Origin of the sequence: Halomonas sp. 3A7M, from assembly GCF_014897875.1 — a bacterium.
Classification (GTDB): domain Bacteria; phylum Pseudomonadota; class Gammaproteobacteria; order Pseudomonadales; family Halomonadaceae; genus Vreelandella.
Window position 1 is genome coordinate 1 of the sequence record NZ_JABUZD010000019.1, and the last position, 24,373, is coordinate 24,373.

Annotated in this window: 26 protein-coding genes; 7 read left to right on the forward strand and 19 right to left on the reverse strand. The window is 52.5% G+C overall.

Annotated features, from left to right (window positions below; genetic code table 11):
- Positions 1-3: 3 nt before the first annotated feature.
- A complete protein-coding gene (locus INT19_RS01145; protein WP_319022172.1) occupies positions 4-417 on the reverse strand; it encodes an NAD(P)H-dependent oxidoreductase in 414 nt (137 codons plus the stop codon).
- Between the two features lie 88 nt (positions 418-505).
- On the opposite strand from INT19_RS01145, the gene INT19_RS01150 reads away from it, so the two are divergent.
- Entirely contained in the window at positions 506-1,402 is an 897-nt protein-coding gene (locus tag INT19_RS01150; protein WP_193059381.1) for a LysR family transcriptional regulator, read from the forward strand.
- A gap of 25 nt (positions 1,403-1,427) precedes the next feature.
- On the opposite strand, the gene INT19_RS01155 is transcribed toward INT19_RS01150, so the two are convergent.
- On the reverse strand, positions 1,428-2,381 hold the full coding sequence (locus INT19_RS01155; protein ID WP_193059382.1) for a LysR substrate-binding domain-containing protein: 954 nt from the start codon (positions 2,379-2,381) through the stop codon (positions 1,428-1,430).
- A gap of 107 nt (positions 2,382-2,488) precedes the next feature.
- On the opposite strand from INT19_RS01155, the gene INT19_RS01160 reads away from it, so the two are divergent.
- A complete protein-coding gene (locus tag INT19_RS01160; RefSeq protein WP_193059383.1) occupies positions 2,489-3,325 on the forward strand; it encodes a PhzF family phenazine biosynthesis protein in 837 nt (278 codons plus the stop codon).
- A 52-nt stretch (positions 3,326-3,377) separates the two neighbouring features.
- Here the strand turns inward: INT19_RS01160 and INT19_RS01165 are convergent, their stop codons facing one another.
- Positions 3,378-3,968, reverse strand: a complete 591-nt coding sequence (locus INT19_RS01165; protein ID WP_193059384.1) for a class I SAM-dependent methyltransferase — start codon at positions 3,966-3,968, stop codon at positions 3,378-3,380.
- Positions 3,969-4,038: 70 nt separating this feature from the next.
- Positions 4,039-4,524 carry a MarR family winged helix-turn-helix transcriptional regulator gene (locus INT19_RS01170; protein ID WP_193059385.1) on the reverse strand — a complete coding sequence of 162 codons (486 nt, stop codon included), beginning with the start codon at positions 4,522-4,524 and terminating at the stop codon, positions 4,039-4,041.
- A gap of 100 nt (positions 4,525-4,624) precedes the next feature.
- Between INT19_RS01170 and INT19_RS01175 the strand changes: the two genes are divergently transcribed.
- Both INT19_RS01175 and INT19_RS01180 read left to right on the forward strand, forming a co-directional pair.
- Positions 4,625-5,554, forward strand: coding sequence for a DMT family transporter (locus tag INT19_RS01175; protein ID WP_193059386.1), 930 nt, complete (start codon positions 4,625-4,627; stop codon positions 5,552-5,554).
- A gap of 47 nt (positions 5,555-5,601) precedes the next feature.
- Positions 5,602-6,240: an NAD(P)-dependent oxidoreductase gene (locus INT19_RS01180; RefSeq protein ID WP_193059387.1), complete on the forward strand. Its 639-nt coding sequence runs from the start codon at positions 5,602-5,604 to the stop codon at positions 6,238-6,240.
- A 56-nt stretch (positions 6,241-6,296) separates the two neighbouring features.
- Here INT19_RS01180 and INT19_RS01185 read toward each other — a convergent pair whose 3' ends face one another.
- The 9 genes from INT19_RS01185 to fabV all read right to left on the reverse strand — a co-directional run bounded on the left by INT19_RS01185 (position 6,297) and on the right by fabV (position 16,085).
- A complete protein-coding gene (locus tag INT19_RS01185; RefSeq protein WP_226924420.1) occupies positions 6,297-6,791 on the reverse strand; it encodes a DUF523 domain-containing protein in 495 nt (164 codons plus the stop codon).
- A gap of 205 nt (positions 6,792-6,996) precedes the next feature.
- Positions 6,997-8,379, reverse strand: coding sequence for an N-succinylarginine dihydrolase (astB, locus tag INT19_RS01190; protein ID WP_193059388.1), 1,383 nt, complete (start codon positions 8,377-8,379; stop codon positions 6,997-6,999).
- Positions 8,376-9,851, reverse strand: a complete 1,476-nt coding sequence (gene astD, locus INT19_RS01195; RefSeq protein ID WP_193059389.1) for a succinylglutamate-semialdehyde dehydrogenase — start codon at positions 9,849-9,851, stop codon at positions 8,376-8,378. Before astD ends, astB begins: the two co-directional genes overlap by 4 nt.
- Before the next feature lie 144 nt (positions 9,852-9,995).
- Positions 9,996-11,027, reverse strand: coding sequence for an arginine N-succinyltransferase (gene astA, locus INT19_RS01200; RefSeq protein WP_193059390.1), 1,032 nt, complete (start codon positions 11,025-11,027; stop codon positions 9,996-9,998).
- Positions 11,027-12,091: an arginine N-succinyltransferase gene (locus INT19_RS01205; protein ID WP_193059391.1), complete on the reverse strand. Its 1,065-nt coding sequence runs from the start codon at positions 12,089-12,091 to the stop codon at positions 11,027-11,029. Before INT19_RS01205 ends, astA begins: the two co-directional genes overlap by 1 nt.
- 35 nt (positions 12,092-12,126) lie before the next feature.
- Positions 12,127-13,341 (reverse strand): aspartate aminotransferase family protein, encoded by a 1,215-nt coding sequence (locus INT19_RS01210; RefSeq protein ID WP_038477336.1) that lies wholly within the window; start codon positions 13,339-13,341, stop codon positions 12,127-12,129.
- A 100-nt stretch (positions 13,342-13,441) separates the two neighbouring features.
- Positions 13,442-14,416, reverse strand: a complete 975-nt coding sequence (locus tag INT19_RS01215; RefSeq protein WP_193059392.1) for a GlxA family transcriptional regulator — start codon at positions 14,414-14,416, stop codon at positions 13,442-13,444.
- A 178-nt stretch (positions 14,417-14,594) separates the two neighbouring features.
- Positions 14,595-14,810: a hypothetical protein gene (locus tag INT19_RS01220; protein ID WP_193059393.1), complete on the reverse strand. Its 216-nt coding sequence runs from the start codon at positions 14,808-14,810 to the stop codon at positions 14,595-14,597.
- 69 nt (positions 14,811-14,879) lie between these two features.
- Positions 14,880-16,085, reverse strand: a complete 1,206-nt coding sequence (gene fabV, locus INT19_RS01225; protein ID WP_193059394.1) for an enoyl-ACP reductase FabV — start codon at positions 16,083-16,085, stop codon at positions 14,880-14,882.
- Positions 16,086-16,243: 158 nt separating this feature from the next.
- Here fabV and INT19_RS01230 point away from each other — a divergent pair, with 158 nt between their 5' ends.
- Positions 16,244-16,627 (forward strand): DUF7079 family protein, encoded by a 384-nt coding sequence (locus INT19_RS01230; RefSeq protein ID WP_038477342.1) that lies wholly within the window; start codon positions 16,244-16,246, stop codon positions 16,625-16,627.
- 16 nt (positions 16,628-16,643) lie between these two features.
- Here INT19_RS01230 and INT19_RS01235 read toward each other — a convergent pair whose 3' ends face one another.
- Complete coding sequence (locus tag INT19_RS01235; RefSeq protein ID WP_193059395.1) at positions 16,644-17,129, reverse strand: glutathione peroxidase; 486 nt, start codon at positions 17,127-17,129, stop codon at positions 16,644-16,646.
- A gap of 77 nt (positions 17,130-17,206) precedes the next feature.
- Positions 17,207-17,824 (reverse strand): LysE family translocator, encoded by a 618-nt coding sequence (locus tag INT19_RS01240; RefSeq protein ID WP_051626348.1) that lies wholly within the window; start codon positions 17,822-17,824, stop codon positions 17,207-17,209.
- Between the two features lie 188 nt (positions 17,825-18,012).
- On the opposite strand from INT19_RS01240, the gene INT19_RS01245 reads away from it, so the two are divergent.
- Entirely contained in the window at positions 18,013-18,744 is a 732-nt protein-coding gene (locus tag INT19_RS01245) for a YebC/PmpR family DNA-binding transcriptional regulator (protein ID WP_193059396.1), read from the forward strand.
- A gap of 70 nt (positions 18,745-18,814) precedes the next feature.
- On the opposite strand, the gene INT19_RS01250 is transcribed toward INT19_RS01245, so the two are convergent.
- Together INT19_RS01250 and INT19_RS01255 are read right to left on the reverse strand one after the other, a co-directional pair.
- Positions 18,815-19,645 carry a mechanosensitive ion channel family protein gene (locus INT19_RS01250; RefSeq protein ID WP_193059397.1) on the reverse strand — a complete coding sequence of 277 codons (831 nt, stop codon included), beginning with the start codon at positions 19,643-19,645 and terminating at the stop codon, positions 18,815-18,817.
- An 8-nt stretch (positions 19,646-19,653) separates the two neighbouring features.
- Positions 19,654-20,868, reverse strand: a complete 1,215-nt coding sequence (locus INT19_RS01255) for a hypothetical protein (protein WP_193059398.1) — start codon at positions 20,866-20,868, stop codon at positions 19,654-19,656.
- A 139-nt stretch (positions 20,869-21,007) separates the two neighbouring features.
- Between INT19_RS01255 and INT19_RS01260 the strand changes: the two genes are divergently transcribed.
- On the forward strand, positions 21,008-21,274 hold the full coding sequence (locus tag INT19_RS01260) for a hypothetical protein (protein ID WP_125750576.1): 267 nt from the start codon (positions 21,008-21,010) through the stop codon (positions 21,272-21,274).
- A gap of 92 nt (positions 21,275-21,366) precedes the next feature.
- On the opposite strand, the gene INT19_RS01265 is transcribed toward INT19_RS01260, so the two are convergent.
- Together INT19_RS01265 and INT19_RS01270 are read right to left on the reverse strand one after the other, a co-directional pair.
- Positions 21,367-22,374, reverse strand: coding sequence for a zinc-dependent alcohol dehydrogenase family protein (locus tag INT19_RS01265; RefSeq protein ID WP_193059399.1), 1,008 nt, complete (start codon positions 22,372-22,374; stop codon positions 21,367-21,369).
- A 67-nt stretch (positions 22,375-22,441) separates the two neighbouring features.
- Positions 22,442-24,352 (reverse strand): ABC transporter ATP-binding protein, encoded by a 1,911-nt coding sequence (locus tag INT19_RS01270; protein ID WP_319022173.1) that lies wholly within the window; start codon positions 24,350-24,352, stop codon positions 22,442-22,444.
- Positions 24,353-24,373: the final 21 nt, after the last annotated feature.

The following is a 24,373-nucleotide window of genomic DNA, read 5'->3' on the forward strand; positions in this document are numbered from 1 at the left end:
GGCCTAAAAGACCTCAGAGGCGACAGATTTCTTGACAACTACCGTATAGCGTCCGCCATATACCAGCACACGATCAAACCAACCTTTCAGAATGGCGGGCTGGGCGTGCCACCATAAAGGAAATTGGAAGATCACCAAATCTGCCCACTCCAGCCGTGCCAGTTCCCTCTGAACATCCTGCGCCAAGGTGTTTTGTTCGTAGTGAGCACGTTGCTCGTTAAGAGGGTAAAAATAGTTCTCATCCACTGCTTTGTGCGGATAGAGCTCAGTACGCTCCACTGGATCAAACCGCTCGGCATAGAGATCATCCACTTCGACGCAGTGCCCAGCATCTACTAGCTGTTTTACCGCGATATCCACTAAGCCGCCATTAAACGACTGGCGTTCAGGATGAGCCAAGACAACCAATACATTCATACTGCATCTCCCCTGTTGATTGGTTTGATGACAGACTAACCTGTTCACATAAGATCAAAAATTGGCTAAAAATAAGAGATAGGTTTGCATGAATGAACAGCAAATAAGATGGGACGACCTACAAATTGTGCTAGCGATTGCCGAAACAGGATCGCTATCCGGCGCCAGCCGAGCGCTACGTATCAGTCATGCCACCGTCTTTAGGCGTTTAAGTGATATGGAGCGGCGGTTGGGGGTGACTCTTTTCGAGCGCAGCCGCACAGGGTATACACCGACCTTGGCGGGGGATGATTTGACCGCTTCAGCCAAACGCGTGCAGAGCGAAGTCAACGGCGCCGAGCGCCGCATTATTGGGCAGGATTTGACCCTCACCGGCAGCTTGCGAATTACCACCACTGACACACTTTTCGCAGGGCTACTCTCACCGCTACTGGCAAATTTTCGCCAGCACTACCCAGATATCACGCTGGAAGTGGTTATCTCCAACCAGCTTCAAAGTTTATCGCGGCGTGAGGCCGATATCGCTATCCGCCCTACCCGTAAGCCACCGGAAACCCTCGTAGGCCGCAGAGTAAGCGATATCAACCTGGCGATTTATGGACAAAAGGCGCTTTGGCAAAACGCTCCTCTCCTTCTAAACCCCCCTCTGCCGCTAGACCCAGTGTCACTACAAAAAGAAACCTGGATAGGCCCGGATGTTCATCTAGGCGATACAGCACTTGAAAAGTGGATGATGGATAAAAGCGCCGCCTACAAGCTAGACAGCATGCTCGGTATGCAATCAGCAGTCCGCCACGGGGCGGGGATTGCAGTACTCCCCTGCTATCTCGGTGATGCCGATGAAGCCCTCCTCAGGCTAAGCGCCCCCATAGAAGCACTGACCACTCCACTATGGCTGCTCACCCACCCAGACTTACGCCGTGTAGCCAGAGTACGCACGTTTATGGAAGCAATAGCAGAGGGGATTCGCAACCAAGGACTCTAGCTCCGCACAGCGATAATAGCGCTCACTATTGCGATTTCACCAACTCGGAAGCTGATCCATGCGCGGAAGGTATTTGAAAATTTTTAAATTCTTCAATTAACCAGTGTTTAAATGCCATGACACGTGGATTTTCAATTTCAGCCGGATGTGACACTAGATAGTAAGCGAACTCGTGGCTACGCCAAGGCATAATCGCATGGATTTTCCGATCAAAAAGAAGCTGGCTGGCAATGGAGTGTCGACCAATACAAAGGCCAAGACCACCAGCGCAGGCGGTTAAGGCTAGACTGCTATCAGAGAACTGTAATTTCTGTAGCGATGAAGGTAACTCAACGCCTACTTCACGCAACCAAGGCTGCCAAGTATTCCAGGGCTCTGTTGGGTGAACACTACTGTCTTCCAATAAAAGCTGCGAACGTAACAGACTCTCAGGACGAGTATCCTGGAGGCTGCTAATTAGGGTTGAAGGGGCAAGTATCGTCACGGCATCGCCCATCAGGTGTTCAGCATGAAGGTTTGGGTAATCTCCTGTGCCAAAACGGATTCCGATATCAGCTTGATTATCGCGGAAACTCAATAACTCACTTTCACCACGTAACGTTAGCTCCAGCCCAGGGTAAAGAGCTTTTAAATTACCTAGCCGTGGAATCAGCCAATAGTGAATAAAAGAGTGAGGGGCAGATAGCGTCAGCGGACCGTCCACCCCTTGCTGCCTCAGTTCTTTAGTTGCTTGTTCGATTTGGGTAAAAACATTAGATAAACGCCCATAGTAGCGGCGACCAGACTCCGTCAAAAGTACGCCACGTGGTAGGCGTACAAATAACGCAATATCGAGCCTACCTTCTAGCTCTTTAATACGATGGCTGACGGCTGCTGGAGTCAGGTTCAGCTCCTGAGCAGCAGAAGCAAAGCTACCTAACCGTGCGGCGGCTTCAAAGGCTCGAAGCGCGTTTAAAGGTGGAAAAGGGATTCCGCTCATGGCTAAAATTTAGTAACCCTATGGATGACAATAATGCAGTTTCCATTATTTTTTTTAAGGTCACAATGATGTTCTCTCTAACATAATTCCTTCCGGAGCAGAACATCATGAGTAAATCTCTATACCACCTAACAGCGTTTTCAACCGACCCTAGCAAAGGCAACCCTGCCGGCGTTTGGATTGGCGATGAGTTGCCGGATACTAAGACGATGCAAAGCATAGCCGCAGAGGTCGGTTACTCGGAAACCGCGTTTATCGCCCCAGCTAGCGGAAACATTAGAACCATTCGTTACTATAGCCCACTGACAGAGATCAACTTTTGTGGTCATGCCACGATTGCTAGTGCCGTTATGCTAGGGCGCTTAAGTGGTACCGGCACCTACCAACTGGATACTGCCGTTGGCCGAGTACCTGTGGAGGTTCGCTCGGTCGATGGCCAGATTCAAGCAGCACTAACCTCGGTAGCCCCCTCGCATAAACCTGCCTCAACAGCGTTGGTCGATGATGTGTTAGCGCTACTGCAATGGTCATCTGATGAGCTGGATCTAGCGATCCCCCCAGCTCTCGCCTACGGTGGCGTGTGGCACCTTATTTTGGCGGTCAACTCACAGTCTCGATTAAGCCAACTTGATTACGATTTTGAAAAACTGAAGGCTTTAATGTTACGAGAAGAGTTGACCACGCTGCAGCTAGTCTTTCGAGAGCACAACGGTCTGTTTCACTCTCGGAATCCTTTCCCAATAGGCGGCGTCGTGGAAGACCCTGCCACCGGCGCTGCAGCTGCAGCACTAGGTGGGTATCTGCGAGATGCCAAGTTGATTGATGCGCCTGGGAAGTTTCTTATAAGACAAGGGGAAACAATGGGACGCTTAAGCCTGCTGCAGGTCGAAGTACCTGCGCAAGGAGGAATCGTAGTGGCTGGCACAGCTGTAGAAATCACTTAATTGTTGCCATGCTGCTCAGAAGCAGTCATTCAAACTCTATCGATGTTGGTCACTAAACCTTTTGAGCAACAACGGCGTAAATATGCCACTGCTTGGGCTTACCAAGCAGTGTCTTACCCTGCGTATTATGCTCGATAATATCGATGACTCTAAACGCATCCTTAAAAAGCGCTTGGATGTCAGAATAGGTGTGTATCGATAAATCTCCTCGCCCCATTTTTGCCCAGCTGTCATCAGGCCCCATGAAATGGCCACAGAATACACCGCCCTTCAGTAGTGAACGTGTAAGGTTTTGCCAAGCACTGGCAAATAGCCCAGGATCACAAAAAAACAGGCTTGAGCATGCATTAATGAGCGCAGTTCTGGGATACACAAACTGTTCAAAGCAGGACACTTTAGGAAATAGAGTTTGATGAATATAACGCTCTCCAACCTCCTCCAGACGCGCTATCGCTGCATCGCTTTTATCATAGGCATGCACTGTATAGCCGTGTTCTACCATGAATAGTGCATCGCGCCCTGCTCCGCAGCCTGCATCAACGGCGACCATAGGCAAGGTAGTGTCCACAACACCAAGCGCCCGCTTTAATGGCGGATAAACCGCAACGCTGAGTGACTTTTCGAGATATATCTGCTCGCTCATTCCAACACCTCAACGCTTTAACAAATGGGCGCAGCATATATCGATGTGTAAGCGGTTATGGCACACATCACTACTGCTCCAATCCCGCTAAAAACTGCTTCAGCAGAGCATCTAATTGCGCCAGTTGTTCTTCACTGAGGCCACTCACCAGTTGCGCCTGAGCTTCCACATGAGCGGTAACCGCCTCATCAATCAATTCAAATCCACGCTGTGAAAGAGAGATCAAAAAACCGCGCCCATCCTCTGGGTTTTTGACCCGCTCAATCAAACCAGCCTTCTCCAACAGGTTGATACGGTGAGTCATGGTGCCAGAGGTCACCATCGTGGAAGCCATTAACCCCCCTGGCGATAACGCAAAAGGGGGGCCTTCTCGGCGAAGGGTCGCCAAAACGTCAAAGCTTGCACCGTTCAGCCCGTACTTTGTCCAGGTCTTTTCCAGTTCACGGGTTAAGCAGTAGCTCAGTCGCTTAATCCGCCCAAGGGTGGCCATCGGTGCAACATTAAGGTCAGGCCTTTCCTGTCGCCACTGATTAAGAATTCTATCCACATGATCCATAGAAATACTGCGCTCCTAATTATCATTCAGCTCATTTATCTTGACGTCAAGAGAACCCGCATATATCTTGATATCAAGACATTAATTGAGAGCATATCTAATGGCATTATCAAACACAATTGCTACACACTCACCAAAAAGGGCCTGGCTTGCACCACTGATTTACCTACTGTCAGGTGGCGCCCTACTCGGCCTGTCAACAAATTTGGCTAAATTTGCTGGGGAAATGCAGCTATCTGCACTCGCATTTCTGTTTTGGTCAATCACTGGGGCGGCGTTAATTCTGTTGGCCGTCTCAGCACTGCGTGGTCATTTACCGCCTATAAGCTTGCGCTCGGTTGAGTACTACTCAGTATCCGCACTGCTTGGCGTGGCTGGCTCTAACTTGATCTTCTTCTCCGCTATCCCACATGTGGGTGCTGGGTTCGTTGCCTTGATCATTACGCTACCGCCGCTGCTCACCTACATTGGTGCGCTGTTATTGAAAATAGAAAAATTTCAATTTATGCGAGCGGCTGGTGTTATGTCTGCGCTGTTGGGTGCCATCACCTTAGCCGCCAATAAGCTATCGTCACCTGATGCCAATCACCTCTGGATTCTGATTGCCCTGGCTGGCCCAGTGCTCTTAGCCATCGGCAACATCTACCGGACTCTGCGCTGGCCTGCAGGTGTGTCGAGCGGTGCTCTGGCCCCCGGCATGCTGATTGCCGCCGTTGTAATCCTGCTAGGAATAGGCTTCTTACCAGGCTTTTCGTTGCGTGTTCCAACTCAACACCACTTGCCCATCATGCTGATTGCACTCCAAGCGCTAGTGTTCGCAGGCCAGTTCTTTCTACTGTTCCTGCTCCAGAAAAGCGGTGGCCCCGTATTCCTGAGCTTATTGGGTTCCGTCGGCGCTGTCGTGGGGGTGCCTGTTGCGATCTTCCTCCAGGGAGAAGCCGCTCCTGAGGGCCTACTCCTAGGCATTGTCTTAATTGGCGCAGGTATTCTTGCTCAATATTGGCAAAGCCAAACAGCTTTCTCGTACTAACTGAATATCTACTCAATCAAGATCCACTCAACCAAGGAATAACGATCATGAAAATCGCGATACTCGGTGCCGCAGGTGACGTCGGAACACGCATTATGAGTGAGGCGTTAGCGCGGGGACATCACGTCACAGGTGTAGTAAGAACTGAAAGTCAGCGTAACAAGCTGCCTGCTGAGGCAAGCTACTGTGTCGCCGACATATCAGCCCCGCACCAGCTAACGCAGGCGGTCGAAGGCCAGGATTTATTGATCAGCGCTGTTCGCCCACCAGAGGGGCAGGAAGCGCTGCTGGTGACACTCACGGATGTGATTCTCAACAGCGCTCTCGCCGAACAACGTGTGCTATTAGTGGGCGGAGCCGCTCGATTGCTAATTCCCGGACGCAGCGGGGAAACGGTGTTAACAGCCCCCGACTTTCTACCAGCAACAGCACTAGAAATTGCCAAGGCTTGCCAAGCACAGTACCAACGGTGCCTTGCCGAAACTCGCACAGCATGGACCTACGTCTCTCCTGCCGCCATGCTCGTCCCTGGAAAGCGGACAGGCAGCTTTCGCCTTGGCTCGGACACTCTTGTCATGGATAAGAACGGGGAATCGCGTATTTCAATGGAGGATTTTGCAGTGGCTATGCTTGATGAAGCAGAAACGCCAACACATATTCAACAGGCATTTACCGTAGGATATTAAGCCGATAAGACGCGGTACACCGAGTGCTAGGGAGCCTCTGGTTAGCTCTCGACGCTTTAATCATCATGTTTAGCGAGAAGCGCTTGATTGGCCTCCGCTATTTCATACTGATTAAACACCCGTATACCATGCTGGCGGAGCAGTGCGGCGGTTACTCCCATGCCTGGCACTTTTTTACCGGAAAAACTGCCATCATAGATAGCGGAACTTCCGCATGATGGGCTAGATTCAGCGAGTACCGCGACGCTTATATTAAATTTAAGACATAAATCTAGAGCAACGGAAGCCCCCGCCAAAAACTCGGCAGTGACATTGGCTCCCTCTTTTTCAATCACATCGGCGTCGCCATTTATTACGCTCTGACCATTGCCTTCAAAAATCTCTGCAGGCTGTCTGGGAATACTCATCCCCGCCTCAACCTCAGGGCAGACAGAAACGATTCGCCTTTCAGAATGCCACTGCTCAATAATCTGGTCAGCCACGGGAAGGGCCCCACCATCATAGCGAACCTTTTTCCCTAAGAGGCAGGCACTCATTAATACTTTTTTCAAAATACCGATCTCTAGTTTTGGTGGTTAGTCGTTAGAGCACTTAGCGAATACTACCACTCCCCTCCTAACCACTCCCCCTGAGCCGCGAACATTGCGGGTGCGCTGTAGGTTTACCACGCACTACCAAATATTTGAAGCCAATCCGTTGCAGTCATATACGATTAACGCCAAGGCTGTGCCTTGGCGTTTTTGCTGGGTGTACTTCTTACCCCAACTGAAACGGGTAAACTGATCCCACTTTTAGCAATTGCGTCAGCTCATCTAACGCCGTGAGCACTTCTGTAGCGAGCTTAGGGTCGGCTAGATCATCTGCCGCAAGGCGATCACGGTAGTGACGGTTGACCCAAGCAGTCAGATCAGCGTACAGCGCATCATTCATTAATACGCGGCCGGTCAACGCTGCTCGTTCGGCTTCGGATAGGGCAACCCGCAGGCGCAAGCAAGCAGGGCCTCCGCCGTTGCGCATGCTCTGTTTAACATCTTTAACAACCACATCACTAATCGGATTATTGCCGGCCAGAATAAAGTCCTGGATCGTGCGCCAAACCGCGTCGCGCTCTTGGCATTCGCTGGGCACGACCAGCGTCATGGTGCCATCCGGGTTGGAAAGGAGCTGGGAGTTAAACAGGTACGACGCTACTGCATCTTCCATGCTCACCGCATCTAGCGACACCCGCACGGGAATCAGTGGTGTGGACATTTTGCTACGCAGCTCATCTAAGGTGCGCGCTTCATCCAAAAAGGCCATTTCGTGATAGAGCAATACGGGGCCATTACCCACGGCAATGACATCATTGTGGAAGACACCCGCATCGATAGCATCCGGATGCTGCTGAGCAAACACCGTTTGTGCATCCGTTAGCCCGTGCTGGCGGGCCACTGCTTGACTGGCTTCCAGGGTTTGCCGAGCGGGGAAGCGTTTTGGCTCACGTTCGCCGCTACGCACGTCACCAAATGCTTGACGACCATACACAAATAAGTGAACGCCTGGCTCGCCGTGTTCACCGCATAGCCGGCTGTGATTGGCCGCGCCCTCATCAGAAAAAGCAGGCGTTGCTGGCAGTACCGGGTGATGAGCAAAGTGCTGCTCATCATGGAAAATAGCCTGCAGCACACGGCCGGTGGTTTGCGGCTCGAGGTAGCGATGAAAACTGGACTGCAGGTTAGCCGGTGTAAAATGCACTCGGCGGTCAGGCGCATCAACACTTGGGGTAACGGTGCCTGCGTTGGCCGTCCACATACTGGAGGCTGAGCAGACCGCCCTCAGCAGTTGGGGTGCCTCTTTGGCGGCACGGTTCAGCACGTCGCTATTGCTACCGCTGAAGCCTAAATCCCGCAATGCACCCACATCAGGGCGTTGTTGAGGGGGCAATACGCCCTGAGCGTAACCAGCATCCATCAGTGACTTCATTTTCAGAAGCCCTTGCAGTGCGCCCTCTTTAGGGTTGGACACCAGACCACCATGACTCATCGACGCCACGTTGCCATGGGCCAGCCCTGAGTAGTTGTGGGTGGGCCCAACCAAGCCGTCAAAGTTGACTTCTTTGACGCTGTTATTAACCACGTTGCTATTCACCACGCCGTTCATAGGTTGACTCCTGGCGGCAGCGTTTCCGGCATTTCCAGGCTATCGGCTTCCATAGACGCCACTGGGTAAGCGCAGTAGTCCGCCGCATAGTAAGCGCTGGGGCGGTGGTTACCGCTGTCACCTACGCCACCAAAGGGAGCGTCGCCAGAAGCCCCAGTGGTTTGGCGGTTCCAGTTCACGATACCCGCACGAATGCGTAGCAGGAAGTCGTCCCAGTCGGCTTTATCACCACCGATAAGTCCTGCAGACAAGCCGTAGCGTGTATCGTTGGCAAGGGCTAACGCTTCATCCCAATCGCTGTAACGATGGATTTTCAGCAGTGGGCCGAAATGCTCTTCATCGGGCACGTCCAACCCTGTGACATCAATCAGTGCCGGGCTTAACAGGCTGGTGTTCTCTTTAAGGCGCTGCATCCGGTTAATTACCGTACCGCCCAGGGCTTCCAGCTCGTCTTGCGCCTTAAGCAAGCCATCGGCAGCTGCCACGCTGACCAAGCCGCCATAGAACGGCGCCGCCGGTGCTTCTTCAAATTGCCCTGCCACGTGTAGCTTGGCGATAGCGTCGGAAAGCGCGTCGATCAGGCGATCGCCAACGTCCCCTTGCGGCACCATCAAGCGGCGGGCGCAGGTGCAGCGCTGACCACCGGATAAAAACGCCGACTGCAGAATAGTCAGTACGGCAGCACGCTCGTCGTCGACATCCTTCACCACCAGCGGGTTGTTGCCGCCCAATTCCAGCGCCAGGATTTTATCCAACTGCCCGGCGAACTGCTGCTGCAACATGCCACCCACTTTAGCGCTGCCCGTAAACAGCAGGCCGTCAATGCCGGGGTGCGCTGCCAAGGCTTGGCCTACAGCGACACCACCTTGCACTAGGTTAATCACCCCTGCAGGCAGCCCTGCTTCCACCCAGCACTGCAGGGTTAAATCGGCGGTCAACGGGGTTTGGTCGCTAGGCTTAAATACCACGGTATTACCGGCAAGCAACGCGGGTACCATATGGCCATTGGGCAGGTGGCCGGGGAAGTTGTAGGGGCCAAAGACCACCATGACACCGTGGGGGCGATGGCGCAGTACAGCTTTCGCACTACCCACTTCTTTTTCCCGCTCACCAGTGCGCTCATGATAAGCCTTGATAGACAACGCCACCTTTCCGACCATCGCGCCAGCTTCAGTGCGTGCTTCCCAAAGCGGCTTGCCGGTCTCAGAGGCAATCGCTACCGCTAACTCTTCACGACGGGCGGTAAGTACCTCAACAAAACGCTCAACAAGTGCTTGGCGCTCAGCAAACGTAGTGCGCGCCCATTCAGGAAAAGCCACACGCGCGGCATCAATAGCGGCGCCAACCTGTGCGTTTGAGGCCGAAGCACCTTGCCAAAGCAGTGTTCCTGAAACCGGGTCGTGCTTTGTGAAGGTGTCGGCATCGCCCGTTACCCAGGCGCCGTTAATCAGTTGCTGCTGTTGGGCGTGCATGTTTATCTCCTTCCCGTATGCGTGCTTGTTGTGCGAGCTTGTTATGTATATTTATTCTGAAAGACTGTTTAAAACCGTTCTTGAAAAGCTGTTCTCGAAAAGCTGTTCTTGAAAGGCTATTTTTGAAAAACGGTTCTTGAAAAACTAGGTTTCCAATAAGCGTACGTGGTCACCCGTCGTCACACCCAGGCGGTCCGCTTCTTGCGGGTTAAGCACGATGGTGTTTTCCTCGCTGGGTCCTCGGCCTATCCAACTGGCGGTGAAGTTAAGCATCTCAGTAGAGGCTGCCAGCCAGCGGCTGACGCTTTCGTCGGGAGCATTTTGAGAAACTTCCACTTGGCAGAGCTGCGAATTACGAATCGCTCGCACGTCGTCAATATAGGCTTCCACCGTGGGGCCACCATCGAAAATATCGATATAGCCTTCCCAGCGCAGTCCCTCTTTCTTAAGCATTTCAAGGGCTGGTCGAGTATGGCGGTGCACTTGGCCAATACAGGCACGTGCCTCTTCCGACATAAAGGTGGTGTAGATCGGGAACTTAGGCATCAGCTCACCGATAAAGCTTTTCTGGCCTAGTCCGGTTAACCGGTCAGCCTCATTAAAGTCCATGGGAAAAAAGTGCTTACCCAGGCTTTCCCAAAAGGGGCTGGTGTTATTTTCATCAAACACGCCACGCATTTCCGCCAGCACTTTTTGCGGAAAACGGTCACGAAACTGAGCAATAAACAGCCAGCGAGCTTTGGAAAGCAGCGCGCCATTACGTAGGTGTTTATTTGCTTCGCCGCGATATTCAGGGCGTAAGAACAGCGAGCATACTTCCGCATCGCCGGTGTGATCAGAACTTAAAAATAGCGTGTCGATTGTGCGGTGCAAGTCTAACTGCACCGAAGAGTGCGCCAATGTACCTAACCGGTAATTATAAAACGGCACTTCACGACCTACCTGGCCTTCAATAGCACAGCAGCCCGCCAACTCTCCGCTCTGTTCATCTTCCAGTACAAAGAAATAGAGTCGATCATCGGCTGGTGTGCGCTCTTCAAAGGCACGGGCAGCGGCTTCAATTTTTCCAGCCAAAAACTCACGGTTATCCGGCAGTGAGGTAAAGCCAACGCCTGCCTGTTGCGCAAGCGCCTGGAGCCCATCCAAATCGTCTCGGGCAATGGGTCGAATGCGCATTACATTTCTCCTTCATCAAGCGCATCTACCGCGCCTGGCAGGCTTAACGGCGCTACCAGCACCGCGCGCCCCTCTTCAACACCTAACCGTTTAGCGTGCTGTGGTGAAAGCATTAATTGCCCAGTAGGCGAAAGCGCATAACGCGCCACAATACAGCGGAAATCACCTAAGGTTTGGTTGGCAATCATCGCAGGCTCTGCATCGGGCAGTGCGTGTTCAGGGCGTACCCTGACAGGATGCCAAGCAGCACGACAGAAGGTTTCCAATCGCTCACGCTCAGCTTTTACAATCGGCCCTGCGTCGAAAATATCGACATGGCGAGAGCGCACAAAGCCTTCTGCCAGCATTTCTGCTAGTGCATCTTCATGGGCAGGATGATCTCGGCCAATGGCAGCGCGTGCCTGAGGCGTTAGCAGCGGTAGATAAAGCGGAAATTGCGGCATCACTTCAGCAATAAAGCTTTTCGAGCGAACGCCAGCAATGTGATTCATTTCTTGGAAGCTGCGCGCAAAAAAGTGGCGACCGACGCTTTCCCAAAAAGGCGATTCGTTTTTGCCATCCAGATAGCCCGGAAAGGCGACCGCCAGAATGCGTGAAAAACGCTCGGGGTATTGAGCAATGAACATTAGTCGCGCACGGCGTAACAGACTTTCTGCACTGGTGCCTTTGTAGCGCGGATTAAGCGATAGCGCGCAGAGCAGTGTGGCATCAGAGGCTTCATGAGAAAGCGCCAAGGTTTGCACTTCCCGGCGCACATTCAGCTGTTGAGAAGCATGAATCAGCGTTTCCTGGCGATAGGTGTAGTAGGCTTCTGCTGCGCCTGCCTGGGCACGAATAGTCGCCGTGCCTAGCACTTCCTCGCGGTCATCATCCGCCAGTACGAACATGTAGTGCTCGTTACCAGGGAACTCTATTTCACTATTAAAGGCTTCCTGGGAGCGCACGATGCGCTCCTCAAGCCGATCACGGTTGGCGGGCAGGTTGGTGAGCCGCGGTACCGCGTGCTCAGCCAACTGCTCCAGGGCTGGAAGATCAGCCATTGTTACCGGTCGAATTACCAGCATCCTTAACGCCCCCTCTTGTGTGGCTTCTTGCCTACTCATGCGCTGGCAACTAGCCGCTCAATAGCACGCTCTAAACGCGCCATACCCTCAGCAATATCTTCTTCCGGAATGACTAAAGATGGCGCCATGCGTAGCACGTTGGGACCAGCAATCAGGGCCATCACACCCTCTTCGATAGCCAGCGGCAGAATGTCTTTAGCGCGGCCTTCGAAGGCATCCGACATTTGTGCGCCCATCAGCATTCCCATACCGCGAATTTCTTTAAATACGCCATATTTGCGGTTGATGGTTTCTAAATGTTCACGGAACAGGTCGTGACGATGCTTAACGCCGTTAAGTACTTCAGGAGTATCAATGAATTCCACAGCCGCCAGAGCAACCGCAGATGCCAACGCATTGCCACCATAGGTAGAACCATGGGTACCAATTGCCAGAGATTTCGCAATCGCATCCGTGGTTAAAGTGGCACCAATCGGGAAGCCGCCGCCCAATGACTTGGCACTGGTGAGAATATCCGGAGTGATACCGAAATTTTTGTAGGCGTAAAGTTCACCGCTGCGGCCAACGCCCGTTTGTACTTCGTCAAAAATCAGCAGCGCGTTGTGTTCGTCACACAGATCACGCAGGCCCTGAAGGAACTCTTGGGTCGCGGGAACAATGCCGCCTTCGCCCTGCATCGGCTCAACCATAATGGCACAGGTATCGTCGCCCACTAGCTTGCGTACGCTTTCCAGGTCATTGAAGTTGGCATGCAGAATGCCGCCTGGCACTGGGCCAAAGCCTTGAGAATACTTGGGTTGACCACCCACACTCACGGTGAAGAAAGTGCGGCCATGGAAAGACTGATAAAACGAGATAATTTTATCTTTCTGCTCGCCATGGTGGTCTACCGCCCAACGGCGGGCTAGCTTCAGCGCGGCTTCGTTAGCTTCGCCACCGGATGAGCACAAGAACACTTTATCGGCAAAAGTACGCTCAGTGAGTGTTTTGGCAAGCGCCAGTGCTGGCTCGTTGGTGAATACGTTAGACAGGTGCCAAAGCTTTTCGCCCTGCTCTTTAAGCGCATTCACTAGCACCGGGTGACAGTGGCCAAGCGAGTTCACTGCAATACCACCAGCAAAGTCGATATATTCACGCCCCTGCTGATCCCACAAGCGGCTGCCTTCGCCACGCACTGGAATAATCTGTTGTGGCGAGTAGTTTGGCGCCATGTAGTTATCGAAATCCTGACGGCTTGGGGTGTAGCTCATGGGACGATACCTCCGGTGGAGTAAAGGATAGATTCAGTATACGGGGGGCAATAGACGCCGTGCTTTCAGTATTGGGACGGTAAATTATGAAAAGCCGCGCTTATCCAAGCCGTTCTTCCCGCGGTGTAATGCCAAAGTGATTACGATAGGCGGTAGAAAAGTGCGCACCAGAAGAGAATCCGGTCATCAGCGCGATATCACCTACCGGCCGATCGCTCTCTCTTAATTGTTTACGCGCATCTTGTAGGCGCAAATCCAGGTAATAGCGGCTAGGCACTGCCTGCAGATACTTTTTGAACAGTCGCTCTAGCTGGCGTCGAGAAATACCCAAATGCTCGGCCAGCTCTAGCGTAGAAAGCGGCTCTTCAATATTAGCTTCCATCAACGTGACGGCATCTACCAGGCTTTGTGGCGCATGGCCAAGGCGATTACGCAGTGGTACATGCTGGCGTTCATCGGCTAAGCGAATGCGATCACAAACGAACTGCTCTGAAACCTGCTCGGCAAGGCGCTGGTCGTGATGCTTGCCAATCAGCGTTAGCATCATATCCATTGCCGCAGTGCCACCGGCACAGGTTATCCGATCGCGGTCAATTTCAAACAGTTGCTGAGAAAGCGTGACCTGAGGATAAGCCTGTGCAAACGCATCGAAGCGCTGCCAGGGCAATGTGGCGCGGTAGCCTTCTAATAGCCCGCAGCGGGCAAGCACTTCCGTGCCTCCCGCAAGGCCACCAATAGCCACACCTCTGCCCTGATGACTGCGCAGCCACTCATTTAGCTTGGCGGGCAGTGCATAGGGTAGTGGTGTAGGGGCACATACCAACAGCATATCAAGCGGACCGAGCGGAGCGCCTAAGACATGTTGAGCGAGTAAGGAAAGTTGTGCGCCGCTGCGCACAGGCTCATCGGTTAAGCTTAACGTAACGGTGTGGTAAAGCATCTGCCCGCTTAGCTGATTGGCCATCTGCAGCGGCTCGATAGCGCTCGCATGGGCCAACAGCGAAAAACCAGGCAGCAACACAAAGGCCACCCGCCGACGTTCACTGGCGGATGACATCAACGTACTTGAGGACATAACAAGTTGCTTTGCTGCATAGAAATCGCCGCCAACTTAGATAAATAGCTAGAGAAAAAGCCATCTTACCCAATTGCGCAAGTGAAGGCAGCGCTATGGCTCTTAAAACTAAAATAGGAGGCATAAATACAAAATTGCCGGGCACTAGGCCCGGCAACAGAAGGAGTATGTGTCTTGGTTAACCGCCGCTATTGCCAAGCCCCAGGATGACAATGCCCGCAACGATAATGCCCATCACGATAATGACTAAAGGAAGCACCTTATGTAGCCCGTTAGGGGACTTTTTCGCTTCTGGCTGCCGTTGCGGCTGAGATGTTTCATAGTCCTCAGGCAGACGTTCACTCATTACGTGCTCTATCTCTTCTTCCCGGGTTTTGCTTTCCTTGGTATCCATACAACACCTCTCGCTTTCCGGTTAGATGATCAACAGCGCGGCGATTAACCCTCCTCGTCACGCTTAGCGCTATAGTGTAACGACATCAAAGTGAACATCAGGGTTCACATCTGCGTCGTAATCTACGTCATCACGCTCGAAGCCAAACAGCTTCAAAAATTCGTGCTTATATCCAGCATAGTCGGTAATTGCGAATAGGTTCTCTGTCGTGACAGTCGGCCATAGGTTCTGGCAGGCTTTTTGTACGTCGTCACGCAGCTCCCAGTCATCAAGACGTAGGCGGCCTTGGTCGTCAGTAACCATATCGTCATGCTGACCAGAGTAGAGACGCTCACCAAACAGGCGGTTTAATTGATCGATAGTGCCTTCATGCAGGCCCTGCTCTTTCATGATGCGGTAGACCATGGCGATATACAGCGGCATGACTGGAATCGCCGCACTCGCCTGGGTAACGACCGACTTAAGCACGGCAACATTGGCACCACCGCCTGTCTCTTTCAGCTTGGCATCAATCGCAGTCGCGGCGCGATCAAGATCTTCTTTCGCTTTACCCAACGCACCGTGCCAGTAAATCGGCCAGGTAATTTCAGTACCGATATAGCTAAACGCTACGCTACGCGCGCCTTTCGCCAGCACACCCGCGTCGTCCAGGGCGCTCATCCATAGCTCCCAGTCCTCACCGCCCATTACTGTGATGGTATCGTCGATCTCTTGCTGAGTGGCAGGCTCGACTTCTGCCTCGATGATGGCGTCTTTATTCGTATCAATCGCGGTAGCGCGATACGTTTCACCAATCGGCTTCAGGCTCGAGCGCTTTACTTCCCCAGTATCTGGCAACTTGCGCACTGGTGAAGCTAGGGAGTACACCACCAGGTCAACTTCACCCATGTCCTGTTTGATCAATTCAATAGCTTTTTCACGCGCTTCGTTAGAGAACGCATCACCATTGATTGACTTACTGTACAGGCCTTCTTGCTTGGCAAATTTGTCAAATGCCGCACTGTTGTACCAACCAGCAGTGCCGGTTTTTTTCTCACTACTAGGCTTTTCAAAGAAAACACCTAGGGTATCAGCGCCATAACCAAAGGCAGCTGTAATACGCGCTGCCAAGCCGTAGCCACTGGAAGCACCAATCACCAGCACCTTTTTAGGGTCTTGGCTTTTATCTAAACCACGCGCACGGGTCGCTTCGATCTGTTCCAGAACGTTTTGCTCGCAGCCTTTAGGGTGAGTGGTGGTGCAGATAAAGCCACGCACTTTTGGTTTAATGATCACATTGGACCCCTTTATCAGATTGATGTCGCTATCAGCATGGCAGTGCCATTACCGTGTGGGGGTATTCTAGCGGTCTAGACGCGCCCTGTCCGCTCTTGAGCTTCTTCGCCATTCACGGCAGGATAGCGACCAGACAACTCCTTGCCGACGAGACCCTGATGAACGCACAGCAGCTAGTCGATGAACGCGGCGACCTATGGCTTGCTCTTGCACCGCTATGGCTGGACCGTGAGCCAAGCGAGCGTGACTACGCCCATATGATTGAGATGATCGAACAGCATGATATGTCGCTGAAGGAGCTAGAGTGGATGTTCCGCTTGGAGCTTGCTCCAGTGATGGCGAGGCACCAGCTGTCTATTGCCAGTGAATGGCGAAAATTCGATGACTATGCGCTGATGAAGCAGTTGGTAAGCCACAACTTGCGCCTGAAAGGCTGGCGGCGCAAAAGTTGGGCGCTGTTTTCTGGATTAACCACGATGATGGTTCGTCATCGCTGGGTAGAGTTAATGCAGCGACTAATGGTTACCCGTGGCGAGCTCTAACCGTTTAGCTTGCTCTTTACTCTTTATCAAGGGCGGCCTCCAGCGCAAGCCGCAGTGACAGGCCATGATCGTTGGGAGCAAACCGTGCGATCACCCTGCCATCGCGTCCCACCAAGAACTTGGTAAAATTCCACTTGATCGCTTTGGTGCCTAACACGCCCGGTGCTTCTTGTTTAAGCACCACAAACAGCGGATGGGCGTTTGGACCATTCACTGACACTTTTTCCATTAGTGGAAAGCTGACGCCAAACTGCTGTTCGCCGAAGATACAGAAAGCCTCTGCACTCTCCGGCGACTGCTTACCAAACTGGTTACAGGGGAAGCCAAGCACCGTAAAGCCACGATCTCGGTAGCGCTGGTACAAACTTTCCAGCTCTTTTAACTGCGGGGTAAAGCCACACTTACTGGCCACATTAACGACCAATAACACCTGCCCGCGCAGCGCCCGCAAGTTAAATGGCTTGCCTTGATGGGTATAACAATCCTGCTCATAAATCATCATCGCAAGGCCCCCTAAATGACTCCACCAGCATAGGCTTTACCATGCCACGGCATTGGCCGTTACACCAGTGCGGCTTATCAACTAATCGGCCCTGCAACAACGCGCAGCGCCAGTGCAATAAGCAGCACCCCAGTGATTCGATTGATCCAGTGGGCATGGCGCTGGAGCCAGGGCAATACGCGAGAGTGTGAAAGCCCTACTGCTACTAAAACGTACCAGCCCCCATCAATAATAATCGCAGTTGCGACGATAATTGCCTTGGCAAGGACACTCATTTCAGGCGTCACGAACTGACTTAATAGCGCCACAAAAAAAATGATCAACTTGGGATTACCCAGCGCCACCAGCACCCCTTCCTTGGCAGCTTGTCGCGGCGTCGTCACTGCGGCATCGGGGGATAGCGCTCCACCTCTGCCCGCCCGTAATGCTTTTATCCCCAGCCAGGCTAAATAGGCCGCCCCACACCATGTCACTAGTTGAAATAAATCTGGATGGCGCACAATAAGCGCACCTAAGCCCCATACGGTGAGCAACGCATAGAACCCGACGCCCAGCGCATGAAAAATCGCCGCCGTCATGCCGGGTAAGCGACCACCTCCTAACGTATGGCGCAGTACCAGTGCCAAGCTAGGCCCTGGTGACATCGCCCCCATGGCACAGATAGCGGCCAGCGATAGCCAGAGTGACAACGGCATTTTTCTCTCCTTGAAAGACAACAATGTAGGTTGGCTGAGTATACGACAGTCGCACAAGCGTTTAGCGAATAAATCCATCCCCTTAAATAACGCTGTTAGCATGGTACGCTGTTGGGTAAAATTTTCCCCTTTTTGAAAACGATGACGCCTGCTATGCAGGCGGTTCATGGCTAATAAAGGACTTCAATATGGGTAGGGCGTTTCAAAACCGTAAGGAATCCATGGCCAAAACGGCCGCTGCGAAAACCAAGGTTTACAGCAAGTATGGACGTGAAATTTACGTCTGCGCTAAAGCAGGCGGCACAGATCCAAACGGTAACCTTGCGCTACGCGGTTTAATGGAGCGTGCTAAGAAAGATCAGGTACCGTCTCACGTTATCGATAAAGCCTTGGATAAAGCGAGCGGCGCAGGCGGCGAAGACTTTTCACCCGCGCGCTATGAAGGCTTTGGTCCCGGTAACGTGATGGTGATCGTCGACTGTTTGACCGACAACCCCAATCGCACTTTTGGTGATGTGCGCGGTTGCTTTACCAAAACGAAAAGCAAAATTGGCACTCCCGGTAGCGTTAGTCACATGTTTGATCACTGCGCGATTTTTTCGTTTGCGGGCAGTGATGAAGAAGCTGTGCTTGAAGCACTCATGGAAGCCGATGTCGACGTTACCGACATTGAGCAGGAAGAGGAACGGATCACGGTGTTTGCGCCGCATACCGATTACGCTAAAGCCAAACAAGCGCTGTTGGATGCTTTCGGTGAGATTGATTTCGAAGTAGACGAAATCCAATTCTTACCACAAACCCCCACGCCCATCGACGGCGATGACGTGGTGATATTTGAGAAACTGCTGGGCATGCTCGAAGAGCTGGACGATGTTCAGAATGTTTTCCACAGTGCCGAACTACCGGAAGCAACTGCTTAAACCGTCACTCGGTTAACATACCCCCCTTGTAGTCGTCGGCACTTATGTCGCCGACGACTACAGGTCGTAGTCAGTGACTAGTGGCGCCCTGTGAGTCCAAGGCTGCATCAGGCGGTAGCAACGCCGGAGTAACGCCCGCTGCACTTAGCACTTGTTTACCGCGCACGGTCAAATCGGTGATAAATAAAAATTGCTGCCGAGGATCCACCGGATAAGCGCGAATACGGTAATGCGTGCCCCAAGGTTTCTCCTCCGCTACGACAATAATCGGCTTATCAAACTTAAGGTAAGCACTGGTTAACGCGACGTCTCGTAACGCTTTACGCACCCAGCCTGCTTCGTGCTCCGGGTGAAGATAAAAACTTGCCACACACTGAAGACTAACGTCGCCATTGTTAGCGTTATAAATAGCAGAATCCCAAAGTTTAAGATGAGGCACCGAGACCAAATCATCGTCGGGCGTTACTATTTCTACTGTGCGCATGCCAACGTGCTTTACTTCGCCGTAAGTCCCTTCAATGTTGACCCAATCCCCTGGCCGATAGGGCAATTCAACGGCAGATACTACTCCGGCAATCAAGCTACTTACGTAATCTTTTAGGGCAAAGCCAATCGCTAGGCCAATGGCACCCAGTAGCGTTACCATATTGCGCAATGAAGGCTCAATAACGATAGGTACAGCCACAGCCAGTGCGGTAATTAAAATCAATAACCGGGTTAGTGGCACCAGCGCAAATACTCTAAACCGCACTTGGCCATGCAAGCGATTGGCTAACCAGTTCAATCCTCGCTGGCTGACAATAATCAATAGCACCGTACTCGCTAGAATGACTCCTAAGGTAATCAGCGCTTGACTATCAATATCATTAAACAGCTTGGCGTACTGCTCTTGATCGTCCATATAAGCTCCTAAAGCGGGTCAACTAGATAGTTGCGCGATTCCAGTAGTTGCCGCACGCTTGCGTAGCTTAATGGGGCGACTTGCCAGCGCCCTTGATGGCAACGGAGAATTCCTTGGCGAGCAAGTGCTAACCGTGCGTTTAGCGCTTCATGACTTGAGAATGGCAGCACATACCCTAACGCTTGATCCTCTAGCCCCCCATGAATGAGCAGTGCATGCAGCAACAGCGTTGCCACATCCCCCGTATCTGACGCTAGCTCCGCTTCCGCCAATGCATCCAATAGCCACAGCTCTTTTGACGGCTCTTTTGACGACTCTTTTGGCTGCCCTTGAGACTGCTCTTGTGAACGGCCACTTTCGTCATTTCCCGCCGGTTCGCGCAGTCGCTCTCGCCAGTAGTGCCAAGCAATACCTAAATGCCCTCGACAGTGGGCCGCAAGGCGTTGCAACTCTTTATAAGAACACTCACCACCAGCGCTATCTTCACTAACGTCAGCAAGAATCAGCTGTCCCGTGCGGGAGCTATACACCGTCGGGCGGACGCCATCATCATCCGCCAACTGAGCAAAATAGTGTGCCAGTTGCTCGCCCTCTAACGCCTGCAAGGTAACCACAGGGACACCTTCCAACCCCACCGCATGCTGCAGATAAGCATACGTCCAGCTATCACAACCAATCACGCCCTGCCCCAAACGGCCACTTAACGCCCGCTCTAACAATTCACGGACGCCCTGCAGTCCTTGGGTATGGCGTAAAAAATGCCGCTCTAAGGCGGGGATTACCCACTGACGCTGGGAACCACAGCGCTCGACCCACTCTAGGCAACCCTCTGTAAGCTCGTTGAGGGTGGGTGCAGATATGCAATTGACGCCCTGCTGCTGCGCCCAATGGCTAACGACAGCCCCATGGCCACCATGAGGTGGCGAAATAAACAGCACGACTGGCGCATCAACACACTCTTCCGTTACTTGGCTGAGGGCGCGAGCCGCCGGCGTCCAATCAATAGCAGGCACCCAGTGCGACAGTGCGACTTCAGGTAACTTACACAGCTCACTCTCTTCTTTTGCTTGGCGTTCCGAGGCTTCTCTACCTACTATCCATGTAGTTGCTGCTCGCCAACTACGCCGCCACTGGCTAGCTTGGGTCTGCTCTGGTGTTTGAAACGACTCAAGTGCCACCATTTCCCATAGCGAAAAAGCAGTCTTCGTTGAGCGCTGCGTCATATGCCGCCTCGAACATAAATTAGTGGATTAAGGTTAGCATGCCTCATATTGTCATTGAGGGGTTAGCCGAACTTATCGTCTAAAATAAAGTCGTTATACAGTAGCTAACTAATATGAGAGCAAAGCGCAGGAGGCGACAATGAGCGTAGTTAACGTCACTATGGCAGAACTGCATGAAAAGCTTTCAAAGTGCATTGCAGGCGAACGGGTGCTTATCGACCATGAGGGAAATCGATTTAGCGCACGTATTCAACATGTAGGCTTCACGGGGTTAAAGGTCATTCCTGAAACGCAGATCAAAAACAGCACGGGTGACCCAGGCGATATCGAAGGAGTAACCGTTCCTTATGATGATATTTGGGAACTTGAAGTCAAAGGCGTCGTGTATAGCCGCTTGGAAACGTGATCTTTTTTGCACACCCACTACTCAGTGGGCGTGCAATGGCAACATTCCAAAACTAAAAAAGTTAACTAAATCCAGTGATAAGCGCTGCCTAGCTAGAAAGTCAGACAAATCTTGCCGAAGTGTTTGCCAGACTCCTGGTGGCGGAAGGCATCGGCAATGTCGCTCAGTGCAAACTCACGGTCAATAATCGGCTTCACATTAGCCGCTTCGATAGCATGAATCATCTCGATTTGATGACGACGACTACCCACAATAAGCCCTTGCAGCTTAGCTTGCTTAGCCATCAGCTTGGCTGTCGGTATTTCACCTTCCCAACCGGTTAGCACACCAATCAGCGCGATATGCCCGCCAATTTTCACCGCATCAATCGATTGCGGCAGCGTACCAGGGCCGCCCACTTCAATAACATGATCGACGCCTTCACCATTCGTTAATGCCTTAACGGCCTTGCCCCAGTCAGGCGTTTCTTTATAGTTAATGGTGTGTTCAGCGCCCAGTTCGCGCAGGCGGGTCAGTTTTTCATTAGAAGACGATGTGGCAATTACCCGCGCCCCCATCATCTTGGCAAACTGTAGCGCAAAAATGGAAACACCCCCGGTGCCCAGCACTAGCACGGTGTCCCCCGCTTTTAACCCACCATCAACGACTAGTGCCCTCCAAGCGGTCAAGCCTGCGGTCGTTAGCGTCGCAGACTCCGCATGACTGTAACCTTGCGGCTGATGGGTGAATGAGGTAGCGGCGGCCACCACTTGCTCGCGAGCATAGCCATCAATGCCATCCCCTGGCGTGGTAGTGAAGTCGCCTACTCGCGCGGGCCCTTCCAGCCAATCAGGAAAAAACGTCGACACGACTGCATCACCGACAGCGAACTCGCTAACGCCTTCCCCGACCGCTTCGACCACGCCGGCACCATCCGACATGGGAATACGGCCATCTGCGGTGGGAATCATCCCTGCTACCACGGCATAGTCATGAAAGTTAAGTGAGCTGGCGCGCAGCCGTACTCTAATTTCACCTGGGCCAGGCTCACCTGGCGCCGTTAGTTCAACCACGTCCAGTTTAGCTAAACCGCCGGGCTCTCGAAGCTGAATGGCTTTCATCACTACCTCCTATTGAACACATGTCGTCAACAGTGCCTAGTACTAAAAAGCCTAGTAAACGACTGGTCTAATATGAAATGAGGGCACTGGGGTCAGTATCAAGGCCAAGATCAAGATCGTGCCCTAAAAAGCCCCCGGACTGGCGCTGCCACAGGCTGGCGTAAATGCCATTCTGTGCCAGCAACTCCTGGTGTGTGCCGCTTTCCACCATACGACCTTCATCGACCACAATTAACCGGTCAAGCATCGCAATGGTAGAGAGCCGGTGCGCAATGGCGATCACCGTTTTGCCTTCCATCAGCGAATCAAGCTGCTCTTGAATCGCAGCTTCCACTTCGGAATCTAACGCTGAGGTAGCCTCGTCCAGCACCAGAATAGGGGCGTTTTTAAGCAGCACGCGAGCAATGGCAATACGCTGGCGCTGTCCACCGGAGAGTTTCACACCGCGCTCGCCGACATGGGCGTCTAAACCGCGCCGTCCTTTAGGGTCGACCAGTTCGTTAATAAACGTATCTGCGTGGGCGCGGCACACTGCTTGCCACACATCATCATCGCTGGCATGAGGACTACCGTAGCGAATATTATCTCTCAGTGAACGATGCAGCAGCGAGGTATCCTGAGTCACCATGCCAATCTGATGACGTAATGAAGTCTGGGTAACGTCAGCAATATTTTGTCCATCAATCAGGATACGCCCGCCCTGTAGGTCATAAAAGCGCAGCAACAGATTGGCCAGGGTGGACTTACCCGCTCCGGATCGGCCAATCAGGCCAATTTTCTCGCCAGGTTTAATCGTCAGGCTCAACCCGTCAAAGACGTTTTTACTTTCACCCTTAGCCTGGGCGTACTGAAAGCGCAGCGCATCAAACACAATTTCGCCATTGGGAACCGCAAGCGCTTTGGCATTCGACGCATCTTTGATCGTGGGCTCCTGGGCGATGGTATTCATACCATCTTGCACCGTACCAATATTTTCAAACAGGCCGGCCACTTCCCATAAAATCCAATCCGACATAAAGCGGATACGCATGACCAGGGCTATCGCAATCGCTAACACGCCCAGAGAAATAGCGTCAAAATACCAAGCGCTGAGCGCCATACCCGCCGTTCCCACCAGTAGCAGCGTATTGAGCAGCGTCAGGCAAACACTCATGATGGTGACTAGCCGCATTTGACGATGCACCGTGTCCATAAAACCTTGCATCGCATCCTTGGCGTAGCTCTGTTCACGTTCGGTATCAGCGAACAGTTTAATCGTTTGGATATTGCTGTAACTATCAACCACGCGCCCCGTCATCTGGGCTCGGGCATCGGCCTGAGCCATTGAGACATCACGCAGACGCGGGACAAAAAAGCGCATAATGCTTAAATAACCGATCAACCAAAGCCCCAGCGGCAGCAACAGCCACGGGTCTGCACGGCCTAATAAAATTGCCGCCCCAGTGAAATACACAATGGCGTAAACCATTAGATCCATCACTTTGGTGACAGTCTCACGGATGGCCAACGCTGTTTGCATGACTTTTTGCGACACCCGCCCTGCAAACTCATCCTGATAAAAGGCCAAGCTTTGGCTTAGCATATGGCGGTGAGAAAGCCAGCGGCCGATCATCGGGTAGTTACCGAAGATGCTTTGGTGGGTCACCAGAGACTGCGCCAGTACCAGTAGCGGCAGGCCGATAATCACTAACAAGCCCACGCCTGCCAGCCAAAGCCCGTGATCCGACCAGAAATTCGCGCGTTCTACGTTACCCAGCCAATCGACCAAGTCGCCCATATAACTAAAAAACACCACCTCCGCCGCGGAAACCAAGGCAGTCGCGACCGACATCAGCAATAGCCACGGCCATACAGGGCGCGAAAAATGCCAAATAAACGGCAGCAGTCCTTTCGGTGGCGTGGCAACCTCACCTTCGGGATAGGGGTTCACCCGCGTTTCAAAGTAACGGAACAGCGGCGCTAGCGTACGTGACAACATAGAAAGTCCTTTCGTTACCTT

Coding starts and splice junctions, on each gene's coding strand:
- INT19_RS01145 (WP_319022172.1), bottom strand. CDS start 417: ATGAATGTATTGGTTGTCTTGGCTCATCCTGAACGCCAGTCGTTTAAT.
- INT19_RS01150 (WP_193059381.1), top strand. CDS start 506: ATGAATGAACAGCAAATAAGATGGGACGACCTACAAATTGTGCTAGCG.
- INT19_RS01155 (WP_193059382.1), bottom strand. CDS start 2,381: ATGAGCGGAATCCCTTTTCCACCTTTAAACGCGCTTCGAGCCTTTGAA.
- INT19_RS01160 (WP_193059383.1), top strand. CDS start 2,489: ATGAGTAAATCTCTATACCACCTAACAGCGTTTTCAACCGACCCTAGC.
- INT19_RS01165 (WP_193059384.1), bottom strand. CDS start 3,968: ATGAGCGAGCAGATATATCTCGAAAAGTCACTCAGCGTTGCGGTTTAT.
- INT19_RS01170 (WP_193059385.1), bottom strand. CDS start 4,524: ATGGATCATGTGGATAGAATTCTTAATCAGTGGCGACAGGAAAGGCCT.
- INT19_RS01175 (WP_193059386.1), top strand. CDS start 4,625: ATGGCATTATCAAACACAATTGCTACACACTCACCAAAAAGGGCCTGG.
- INT19_RS01180 (WP_193059387.1), top strand. CDS start 5,602: ATGAAAATCGCGATACTCGGTGCCGCAGGTGACGTCGGAACACGCATT.
- astB (WP_193059388.1), bottom strand. CDS start 8,379: ATGAACGGCGTGGTGAATAGCAACGTGGTTAATAACAGCGTCAAAGAA.
- astD (WP_193059389.1), bottom strand. CDS start 9,851: ATGCACGCCCAACAGCAGCAACTGATTAACGGCGCCTGGGTAACGGGC.
- astA (WP_193059390.1), bottom strand. CDS start 11,027: ATGCGCATTCGACCCATTGCCCGAGACGATTTGGATGGGCTCCAGGCG.
- INT19_RS01205 (WP_193059391.1), bottom strand. CDS start 12,091: ATGCTGGTAATTCGACCGGTAACAATGGCTGATCTTCCAGCCCTGGAG.
- INT19_RS01210 (WP_038477336.1), bottom strand. CDS start 13,341: ATGAGCTACACCCCAAGCCGTCAGGATTTCGATAACTACATGGCGCCA.
- INT19_RS01215 (WP_193059392.1), bottom strand. CDS start 14,416: ATGTCCTCAAGTACGTTGATGTCATCCGCCAGTGAACGTCGGCGGGTG.
- INT19_RS01220 (WP_193059393.1), bottom strand. CDS start 14,810: ATGGATACCAAGGAAAGCAAAACCCGGGAAGAAGAGATAGAGCACGTA.
- INT19_RS01230 (WP_038477342.1), top strand. CDS start 16,244: ATGAACGCACAGCAGCTAGTCGATGAACGCGGCGACCTATGGCTTGCT.
- INT19_RS01235 (WP_193059395.1), bottom strand. CDS start 17,129: ATGATGATTTATGAGCAGGATTGTTATACCCATCAAGGCAAGCCATTT.
- INT19_RS01240 (WP_051626348.1), bottom strand. CDS start 17,824: ATGCCGTTGTCACTCTGGCTATCGCTGGCCGCTATCTGTGCCATGGGG.
- INT19_RS01245 (WP_193059396.1), top strand. CDS start 18,013: ATGGGTAGGGCGTTTCAAAACCGTAAGGAATCCATGGCCAAAACGGCC.
- INT19_RS01250 (WP_193059397.1), bottom strand. CDS start 19,645: ATGGACGATCAAGAGCAGTACGCCAAGCTGTTTAATGATATTGATAGT.
- INT19_RS01255 (WP_193059398.1), bottom strand. CDS start 20,868: ATGACGCAGCGCTCAACGAAGACTGCTTTTTCGCTATGGGAAATGGTG.
- INT19_RS01260 (WP_125750576.1), top strand. CDS start 21,008: ATGAGCGTAGTTAACGTCACTATGGCAGAACTGCATGAAAAGCTTTCA.
- INT19_RS01265 (WP_193059399.1), bottom strand. CDS start 22,374: ATGAAAGCCATTCAGCTTCGAGAGCCCGGCGGTTTAGCTAAACTGGAC.
- INT19_RS01270 (WP_319022173.1), bottom strand. CDS start 24,352: ATGTTGTCACGTACGCTAGCGCCGCTGTTCCGTTACTTTGAAACGCGG.